This window comes from Mariprofundus micogutta (assembly GCF_001895085.1).
Lineage (GTDB): Bacteria > Pseudomonadota > Zetaproteobacteria > Mariprofundales > Mariprofundaceae > Mariprofundus > Mariprofundus micogutta.
Genome location: NZ_BDFD01000001.1, coordinates 239717 through 249769, shown reverse-complemented (window position 1 = coordinate 249769; position 10053 = coordinate 239717). Strand labels below are relative to the sequence as shown.

Annotated in this window: 8 protein-coding genes; 6 read left to right on the top strand and 2 right to left on the bottom strand. The window is 45.9% G+C overall.

Features of this window, described 5'->3' with window-relative positions:
- Positions 1–157: 157 nt before the first annotated feature.
- Both MMIC_RS12525 and MMIC_RS01235 read right to left on the bottom strand, forming a co-directional pair.
- Complete coding sequence (locus MMIC_RS12525) at positions 158–430, bottom strand: RNA-dependent RNA polymerase family protein (RefSeq protein WP_143144828.1); 273 nt, start codon at positions 428–430, stop codon at positions 158–160.
- 373 nt (positions 431–803) lie between these two features.
- Positions 804–1847, bottom strand: a complete 1044-nt coding sequence (locus MMIC_RS01235; RefSeq protein ID WP_072658488.1) for a site-specific integrase — start codon at positions 1845–1847, stop codon at positions 804–806.
- Between the two features lie 392 nt (positions 1848–2239).
- On the opposite strand from MMIC_RS01235, the gene MMIC_RS01230 reads away from it, so the two are divergent.
- The 6 genes from MMIC_RS01230 to MMIC_RS01195 all read left to right on the top strand — a co-directional run bounded on the left by MMIC_RS01230 (position 2240) and on the right by MMIC_RS01195 (position 10052).
- Positions 2240–3331, top strand: a complete 1092-nt coding sequence (locus MMIC_RS01230; protein ID WP_072658487.1) for an integrase — start codon at positions 2240–2242, stop codon at positions 3329–3331.
- Between the two features lie 358 nt (positions 3332–3689).
- Positions 3690–3929 carry a helix-turn-helix transcriptional regulator gene (locus MMIC_RS01225; RefSeq protein WP_072658486.1) on the top strand — a complete coding sequence of 80 codons (240 nt, stop codon included), beginning with the start codon at positions 3690–3692 and terminating at the stop codon, positions 3927–3929.
- Positions 3930–4259: 330 nt separating this feature from the next.
- Positions 4260–5657: a DNA primase family protein gene (locus MMIC_RS01215; RefSeq protein WP_072658484.1), complete on the top strand. Its 1398-nt coding sequence runs from the start codon at positions 4260–4262 to the stop codon at positions 5655–5657.
- Positions 5658–6037: 380 nt separating this feature from the next.
- Entirely contained in the window at positions 6038–6829 is a 792-nt protein-coding gene (locus tag MMIC_RS01210) for a DNA-primase RepB domain-containing protein (RefSeq protein ID WP_072658483.1), read from the top strand.
- A gap of 643 nt (positions 6830–7472) precedes the next feature.
- Entirely contained in the window at positions 7473–7685 is a 213-nt protein-coding gene (locus MMIC_RS01205) for a hypothetical protein (RefSeq protein WP_072658482.1), read from the top strand.
- Positions 7686–7874: 189 nt separating this feature from the next.
- Positions 7875–10052, top strand: coding sequence for a type IV secretion system DNA-binding domain-containing protein (locus tag MMIC_RS01195; protein ID WP_143144827.1), 2178 nt, complete (start codon positions 7875–7877; stop codon positions 10050–10052).
- Position 10053: the final 1 nt, after the last annotated feature.

Below are 10053 nucleotides of genomic sequence, written 5' to 3'. Positions count from 1 at the left end.
CAATCTGTTTGATGCTCTTCTTATGGACGTAAAAATCCCGCCTTACTTTTGCTTTCGTTTCCACTGTGATCACTCCTGTTTTTTCCTCCAACTAAATCATTAGCTGGGGATACTACAGGGGGGTCAAATTTGGACGCTGATTTACCCCTCTAGGGGGTCAATTTTGAACGCTGAATAACACTCGGGTTTTGTTGATATGTCCAAAAAAGCTTTTTATGTCGAGATGAAGAAAATATTCATTGCTGCTGTGATGTTGTAGGGCTGCAACATGACCGCCTTGGCGCAAGTGATAGTAGTAGTTTGGGGGCTTCCAACGCTTCTCGATCAGGGTCTTAACCTCTTTGCCGTATACGATGGTGTCAGGAGTGGGAACAAATATCCATCCACTTCTTCTTTTGAATCTATATAGCCACAGGTCAGATGGTGTCATGCTGTCGATGAAGAGGGGTGGCGGGGATAGTTAAATGCCATGCTCAGAAGTTTCAGCAATAATTGCACAAGCAGTCGAACTGCTACCTTCTGAGCTAGGCGGTAAAAGAAATGCTTCATCCAATTACCTCTCTGTCATCATATTTCCGGCGAATCTAGCGCAGAGCGCATGGCACAAAACCAACAAAGAGCTACACTGAGTACAAGTCAAAGAGTCACACTCAGTCATGCTGCATGTAATCACATAAAGTGACGATGACGAGGTAGACGGAGTATCCGCCTATCGCCGGATATATGTATTGTAGGTTCTGATCAACATGATTGCAAAGTTCATGGCAGTTGTTCATGGCAGTTTTCGGTTTACTAAATTCAATTTAATTGAGTAGCTTGGCTAGGTCTTCTGCTTTCAGGTGGGTGTATCTTTGGAGCATCTGGAGCGTTTTATGTCCCGTTATTGCTGCTACTTGCATTGGGTTCAAGCCCAGTTCGAAAAATCGTGAAGTTGCTTCGTGGCGTAAGTCGTGAAAGCGCAGATTTTTGATCCCTTCGCAATTGTCGCAGTCAGTTTCTTCTCCTGCCATCCTCTCGAATACGTGTTCACATGCCCGGCTACAACTGCGGCTGAATGCTTTTGTAATAGAATCTGCGCGCATTGAGAAAACGCGACCATTTATATTTCTCGGAAGCTTATTCAGCGTCCGTATGGCCGTGGATGATAAAGGAACATCACGAGATTCTTCGTTTTTAGTCTCTGGAAGGTGGAGTGTATTATTCTTCAAATTAATATACTTCCATTGAAGATCAGCGATTTCGCCGCGTCGCATACCCGTTTCCAACGCAAGAGTGACGATGCTTGGCAAAGGTTCGCCATACTCCTTGCAAGCTGCGAGGAGCCTTTTTTCTTCCTCTCCAAAAATCCGTCGATCTCGGCTGTTGTTTCCGACTTTCGGTTTGCGAACTGACTCTATTGGATTTCCATGTGGTAAGGCTAAGCCCCAATCTTGCATTGCAACTTTGATAACATGGCCAATTAATACCAACTCATCATGAACTGTCTTGGGTGAAACTGATTTCAATCGGGTATTACGATACTCGGCAAGCTCTTTGCCGCCAATTAGCGCAATACTATATTCTGCAATTGGGTACCGGGAAATTACGCGAAGTTTGCTGGCCTCCTGTTTGGCACCTCGTTTTTTTGGTGTTAATTCCTCTCCATAGCGGTCGAGGAGTTCAGTGAAAAGTGTGTTTTCAGCTTCACTGAATGAGCGGAACACTTTTCGAGCCATTTCAGACTCAATTGTTGATGCCCAGGCTTCTGCTTCTGCTTTAGATTCAAAAGTGTTGCATTGGAGGGGGTATCCCTTCCTCCTGACTCTTACCTCCCACTGGTATGGGCCTCGTTTTCTTATGCTGGCCATAGTGATCTCCGACCACGCCGATTTGGCAGATTTTATGTTATCAGAAAATGGCGAGTGGAGCAATAATGGAGCAAATAAAGAAAAGGGCCCGCAGTGATTAGCTGCGAGCCCTTTGTTTGTTTGGTTGCGGGGGCCGGATTTGAACCGACGACCTTCGGGTTATGAGGCAGAGTTTTAACCCTTTTCCTGAAACCCACTTAACTCCCATTCAACACCTATGCAATATAAAAACATTGCAATATATACCTTTTTAACTATCATTAAACACCTATTCAACCCCTGACTTTCGGGCAAAAGTGAAACCCATTTTGAAACCCAAGGCGTTTTTTTAGGGGCGTGAAACCCAAAATGAAACCCAAGTTTTCAGACCGAAGGTCACAAATGAGGCGATAATGATTGAGCATAGAAATGGTGCATACAGGGTCAGGATTACAAGGCGGATTGCTGGTAAGAATACGCTATTGTTCAGTGAAACATTCAACACAGAAACCGAGGCGAAAGCGGTTGAGGCGGCTAAGAAACTTGAGTTAAAAAATGGTCAACTCGGCGATTATCGAACTGCTAAACAAACAACCTTGTCTGATATCTTACAGCGTTATTCAAGAGACGTTGTACCGCATATTTCACGCTACCCCGACAGAGACATTTCAAAAATAAACAACCTGCGCAAGCGTTCTATTGCAAGCATTGCAGTTGCCAAAATTGAACCTAAACACTTTGCCGAATTCCGTGACGAACGCAGACAGGAGAAAGGCAGAGGTGGTGGCGCAACTATCAGCAAGAAAACAATCAAGGAAGAGTTGAGTCTAATGCACCGAGTGCTTGAGCACGCAAGCGCCGAATGGGGAGTAACATTGCCACGGGGGAATCCTGTTAACGTTCGTTCATTGTTAAAACTTGTGCGTGACGACGCAAAGAAACGTCAAGCCCTTAAACGTTCGGAAAAAGGCACCAGTTCGGTCAAGGCTGAGTTCGAGTTAATCCGAGCTTGTAGAGATTATAACGACGGTGAACTTGCAAATTTTGTTCGCATTGCAATTGAAACAGCTTGCCGCCGCAATGAGCTTGTGACGTTACAATGGGAAAATGTAAATATAAACAAGCGCATAATGACTGTGCGTAATAAAGACCCAATGAATCGTGCAGACAGAGCAACCCGCAAAGTTCCATTATCCCGCCGTGTGATTGCTACATTGCGCAGGATAGGCGTTAAAAAATCAGGTAATGTCTTTACATATACCCACCCAGATACCGTGACCGTTGCTATGCGACGTGCTTGCAAAAAAGCAGGCATTGAAAAAGTAACACCGCACCAGTTACGTCACGAAGCGACGACCCGTGCGCAAGCAAAGGGTTGGACACCAGCGCAAGTAATGGTGTTAACAGGACACGAAACAACACAAATGTTAGACAATTATGGACATATGCAAGCAGAGGATATTATTCACTTGCTTGACAAAAAAACTAATAACCGCAACGCCTAAAAGATTATGTGTCAAGTTTATTTTGACGAAAAAGGCATATAGAATAGGCACTTATAAAATAAAGTGTTGACAAGGGGGTGAGGGTTTGCTACCATTGCGTCCAACAAGTGATAAAGGTGCGGTTGCGGAGACTGTATCTAAAGACCAATCCCCCTGTTGACAGGAAGCGCGTTTCGATACGCGGGTGCGGCGGTAACGGTGAACAGCAGCTATACCCGTTACGACAGGTGAAATTCCTTTCTTATTTTATAAGATAAACGAATTTGACGGAAGCCTACAAAACATTGGAAGCTGTGAAGATTACTAACTCACATTAGTAGCACCCGTTCGGGGTCCGAAATCGAACGGAGAATTCCCAATGAATTCCATTTTATCTATAGCAGAAACCGCAGCCATTATCGGTTGCTCTCCCCGTACTTTCAAAAACAAACTTTGGAGCGATAAGAAAACCACCTTGCCGCCGGCACACAAAGCAGGACGCAAGGTCTATTTTGTTCGCGATGAAGTTGAGCAATGGCTAATCAATCAGCCAGTCATAAACGCACCTGCAAAACGCCGTCCTGGACGACCTCGCAAAAATGCGCAGGGGGTTGCGTAATGTATATTGTTCAGCAAAAAGAGAATGTTACTTTCAATCGCAGACCCTCTACGTCTTACAAGCTCTATGAGTGGGTTGAGGACAATGGAATAGATGTTGCTGTTTTCAGGTGGCAAGGTTTTTGCCTTGGTTTTGACAGCACTGACGAAGATTGCATTAACGATTACTTAGATAATCAAGAATACAATCAAGAACTATAAACACCGGAGCGGTGAGGCTCCGGTGTTTATAAAGACATAAATAATATTTATACAACGAATGAATATTATATCTATGTACTTATAAGCAGTCAAGACCTTGCCGCTCCCGTATCCAATACGGGAGTAACCTATGGAGCAGAACAAAAACAAACGCGGTAGACCAAAAGGCTCTACTAACAAGAAAAAAGCAGCGTCACTTGAATTGCAATTTGTTGAGAAGTTGAGAAAGACAAAAGATACATACTTTTCGACTTACAGTGATATTTTCAAATGGGTAGACACGCACTATGCGCACGTCCCATTTGAGCAAATTGAAGCGGAGGCAGCGAAATGGCTTGCACGAACCGAGCCAGATAAAGCTACGCCGAATAAGGCAACGGCTTGCGGAAAACTTGCAATGCAAATGTGTGACCTGTTACCAGTACCAAAGACGGACACAATCATTATCCCTGTTGGTAACGGTTATATTCATTATGACGAGGACAACAACACATTCGAGTTGAAGGAACACGACCCGCAATATGGATTGCAGTACGTGCTTGCTTGCGACTATGACCCTACCGCTACTAATCAAGAGTGGGTGAATTTTCTTGACCGTGTAGTACCCGATTTCGGTGTTCAGGATTTTCTGCAGGAGTTTATCGGCTACACGCTAATGCCAGATAATCGCTACCAGTGCGGCCTATGGCTTACAGGCAACGGTGCAAACGGTAAAGGTGTGTTTGCAAAGGTTGTCGAGCAATTGCATAGCGCTACAGCGGCTATCAATCTGGACAGCATAGGACAATACGATATGGAAGGCATTATCGGCAGTAGCTTGGTCATTGCGGATGAGGTTGGCAGACACATTAACAACGAGCAAACCGTGAAGAAGCTTGTTTCAGGCGAGCCTATGCAAGTAAATCGGAAATATTTGAAGGTCATTAAGGCATTCAGGAATACAGCGAAAATCATTGCTTTGTCGAACCATACCCCCAAGGGAGGCGACCAGACTGACGGGTTTTGGAGGCGTTGGTTTCTTGTGCCGTTCGAGCACAAGGTTCCAGTGTCAGAACGCATTCCGAATTATGAGTATATTATCACGCAGAAAGGTGGGTTGTCTGGTTTGTTAAACTGGTCACTTGAGGGATTGCAGCGGTTACTTGAACGAGGACATTTCGACCCACCGCAAGTGATTCGTGAACAACTTGAGCAGGCACGAATTAGCGCCGATTCAGTGTTGGGTTGGACAAGCGAATGCGTTGTTGAGAGGTCAGACCATTGCGACGCGGACAGACAGACTTCCTATGCAGAGTATAAAGAGTGGTGTTCGGCAAACGGACTAAAATCTGTCGGTATGCCAACATTCAGGACGAGGCTTGACGAGCTCGTTGGTGTGTTGAGTGAAAAGCGGAGGCAAACACGCGACGGTAAGCGTCCGTATTGTATCAACCTGACAATCGGTGAGCGGGTGTCAACAGGCGTACTATACCCTTGCGGCAGGACACAGAATCAGGCGGAGCAGGAGGCCGACAATGTGCCGTTCTAACCCAACCACTACGTCCATACGTCCAAGTTGCGTCCAGAGCTTGGACGTTGCTTGGACGTTCAAGAATCGTTGGAAAATAAGGTTTTTTTGTGTGCTACGTCCGCACGTCCATACGTCCGCATTCAAAAACACTTTCTATATAATAAATAATAATCAAATGAACCACACAAGCCGCCGATGGCGGGAGAGAAAGGCATTATTTATTTTATATATCTTTTTTAGGGGTTGGACGTATGGACGTTTGGACGTAAGGGGTAAAAAGCGTTGGAAAATAAGAGATTGTCAACGTCCAAAGTTGCGTCCAAGCGATTTTCAAAGTTGGACGTTTGGACGTGGCGAATCGTTGAGATATATGAGTATGACAAATAGAGGTTTACAAAATGAACAGAAACATTAAGCAGCAAATAGGCTTTTTTATTCAGCCAGAAATAGGCATTACATCATTCGACCTTGCCGCAAGAGGTGCAGGCAAAATGATATTGCGTGAGGACGTGCAGGCGGGAGATATTGACCGTTATCTAAAATGGCTCGGTGCGGAAAATGCCAAGGGGTCAGAGATACAGGTTAGACCACACCGCCACGATTCAAACGCCGTTATATTTCTTGACGACGTCGAGCGAGGACAAGCGCTTGCCATTTCCCGCAAGTATTCAGCGTGCGTCATTGAGACGAGCAAAGAGGGTGGTTGTCACATTTGGCTACAAACCGACCGACCATTAAATGAGCGGGAGAGATACCTTGCACAACGACATATTCAGCCGCTAATTAACAGCGACCGAGGTTCAATATCAGGCGAGCATTTCGGGAGGCTTGCAGGATTCAAAAACCACAAGCGAGCAGGACAGTGGGTTAATGTCATTTCGGTGTCGAGTGCGGGAGCGTGGACAGTGCCGCGTGAGGCATTGATTGATTGCGAACCGAGCGTTTCCAACCAGCCTTTCTCTCCCCCTTCAGGGGTTTGTGTGGTTAATAATTCGAGCACTGGAGGCAGTGAATCCGAAAATGAATGGGGTTATGTATGTGGGAGATTAGAGCACGGAGCCGACCCTATTTTACTTGAGCGGGAGCTTGTTGAAAGAGCCACAGGACGTGGTAAACGTAACGCCGTAAGCTATGCGCACAGAACCATTAAAAGAGCTTTAAGCCACGTCACAAGGCACGACCAGATATAAACGCCTTAGCGTTTTATATCCGTGCCGTCCTATAACTCATAGAGCACAAAAGCAATAAATAACGCATTCCCGTAGGGGAATGCGCACACCCCACTCACCAGCCTTGCGGCAAGTGGGGTGTCTCTTGAATGTCGCTATCGCTTATTCAAGAGGCGGAAAACCCAACAGCTACAACAGGTTTCAAGCGGTTTCACTTGAACCCCAAAATTGAATTCGCATTGAATGCCAGGTGATTTCATACGAAACCGACTTGGCATTATTTCAACGCCTTTTTATAGCCAAAAATGTCAACCGAACCCCGCACATAATCCGCCGCTAATTCACCCGAAACCGTCAGAAACCTATACGTCACAATGATTCGTAAGTTATTGCTTTATCAGAACAAAATGCTTGACATTCATTGAATGTTTGAGTTATACTGGTAAAAGGTCATAAGACAGTCACACGAACCCACGCGTATTCAATCGAAACCGCCGATAGTTCAACCGTTGAATGTTTTTTGACCTGTATTGAAATTCAATGAATACCTTGAAATTTCTACTATTATTTAAAGCATTTTATTGCCATTAGCGCCTTTTATCCCATTAATTAATTCCCCCATTCATTGTCTTTCAAAATAAAATATTTTGAGAGGAAAACCATTATGGCAACACAGATTTCAGTCCGTTTGAACGACGGCGAGCAGGACTACATAGAGAGCATTTCAGGCGACCACGGCGGCATAGCGCACGCAGTCAGATTCATAATCAACCGAGCACGCCAGTCGGATATCGGCGACGCAAAAATCATTGCGGCAATCGAGAGTTCAAAATCCGAAATTGTATCAATGATTAATCGTCTTGCGGTCGACGAGTGAGGTGGTCGCTATGAAATCATTTTTGAGTTGGCTATGCACAAAAGGACTTTGCGCGCACAGACACAAACACAATTGTCAGTTGCACGAGTATCAGGATTTGTACACAAGAGAACAAGAGACGGAGGACAGGAGGACGGACGAGTTCTTTTTCAGCGACGACGGCATTCGTTTTGACGACGAGGACGAGGCTTGGAGGAAATAAATATGAGTAATCAGAGCACAGGCGCACAGCGTACAGGCAACACAGCATATCGTGACCCGACCAGTTACATTGTCGGCGGAGCGTTGGGAGCTTGCGCGTTTGCGCTTGTGCTTTATTTCCCCTTTTTCTACTTGCTGGAATCGAAATGGCACGAGCTTGTCTCAGTACCTTATCAGCAGCCGTTTGAGTTGTTCGTTGGTTGGGAGCTTTTATCAGAGTTACTTGCTCAACCCGCAGATTTTTTCAAAACGGCATTTGCAAATGAGCCGTACATTATTGCCGACATATTTGTTCGTTTGACGGTTCCTGTATTAGTTAGTTTCAGCGCAACGTGGCTAATCTTGCGCAACGATATTCGACCACGGAAAACAGAAATTATTGAGAGGGGTGAGGCGGTTGAGAGTAACGAAAAGTCTTTTGAGCAAAATGCACAGGCAAAATTAAAGCAGGCAGACGGGATAAGAATTCACGCAGACGTTCGTATTCCATTCAGTAGAGAGAGTGAGCACATTCTAATCGCAGGCGCAACAGGTGCTGGTAAATCACAGGCGCTGACACATATCATTGAGTCAGTTCGAGAGCGCAAAGACCGCTCAATCATTTTCGATATTAAAGGCGACTATACAGCGCAGCTTGCTAATCCCGACGCACGCAACAGCACTTATCTTGTTGCGCCGTGGGACGAAAGGTCTATCAAATGGGACATTGCAGCAGATATTACAGACGAAATTGCAGCACAATCATTTGCCGAGGCATTTATTCCCCGTTCAGGCAATGAGAGTAACCCATATTTCACCGAGGCAGCACAAGACGTGTTAGCGGGTTGCATAGAGTATCTATGCAGCACAAAACCGCAGGCGTGGAGCTGGAGAGACTTGAACACATTACTTTCAAGCGCCGACCGAATATCAGCAGCACTTGAATCGATTGAACACGCCGCCTCACAGCACATTCAGTTGAAACAGGACGGCTCGGTATCACCGCAAACACAGGGAGTTATGGGGTCGCTTAGAGCGCCATTAAAATCATTAGACGCAATCGCAAAATATTGGGATACAGCAGGTGGCACGAGTATTGTAAATGCCTTTATGCGAGACGGCGCAAAAGGCACTTTGATACTTGCGGCACGACCAGATATGCAGTCAGTCGCCACGCCATTAATTGCAGGACTTTTAGCATTGCTAATGCAGAAAGGCTTGAGCTTGTCAGATTCAGAAGAGCGCCGAATCTTTTTCATATGCGACGAGCTTGGCGCATTGCCAAAAATCAGCAAGCTTGTTGACCTCATTACCCTTGGCAGGTCAAAAGGACTATGCCTTGTCGCAGGAATTCAAGACCTCGGCAGGCTTTACGCAAAATATGGTCGAGACGAGACAACGAGTGTCGCCTCGCAGTTCGGCACACACATTATAGGTCGGCTTGGTGACTCAGATACGGCGAAATGGGCAGCAGATTTATTCGGACAGCAACGCACAGAACGCTTGCAGGTAAACGAGTCACAACAGAATGCAGTAGTAGGTTTCGGGTATCAGCCGAGCGTTAATACAACTTGGCAACAGTCAGACAAAGCCGCATTGATTGATTCAGATTTCTTACACCTCCCCAAGGCAACGGCCAAAGGGTTTTATATGTGGTGCCGACTAACCGACGACAACGGCTATGCCTTGCTCGGCAAGTTGCACTATCCGATAAACCGCGTTCCAACACCTTTCCCGCCTTGTATCCAGAAAGGCACTAAACCTTTATCGCCAGCCGAGCGAGCCAGAGCCGCACGAGACGAGGCTATCAAGAGCAATCCAGCCAAGGCTCCAGAGGCAAGTATTAAGAAAGCGAAAGAGGCACAGGAGCGGGTTAAAGTACGTCGCAAGAAATTAGGAATCGAGACAAACGAGGAATTACTACAAGCGGTCGTCGACCTACAGGAACAGCCAGAGCCAGAACAGGAGCAGGAGCAACAAGAGATTGAGGCGGACGGCATAGAAACCCAAATCGGCACGCAAGCGCTTGATTTGATTGTGCCAGGTCTTGATACAGCTATCGAAATTTCAGAGGCAATCGGCGGCGAGGTAATCAACGAGGGAGCAGGACAACAGCAACAGTCAGAAAAGAAAAGAAAACGGAAATTCAGATTGCGTTCGGATTCCGAAATCGACGGAGGAATGTAAT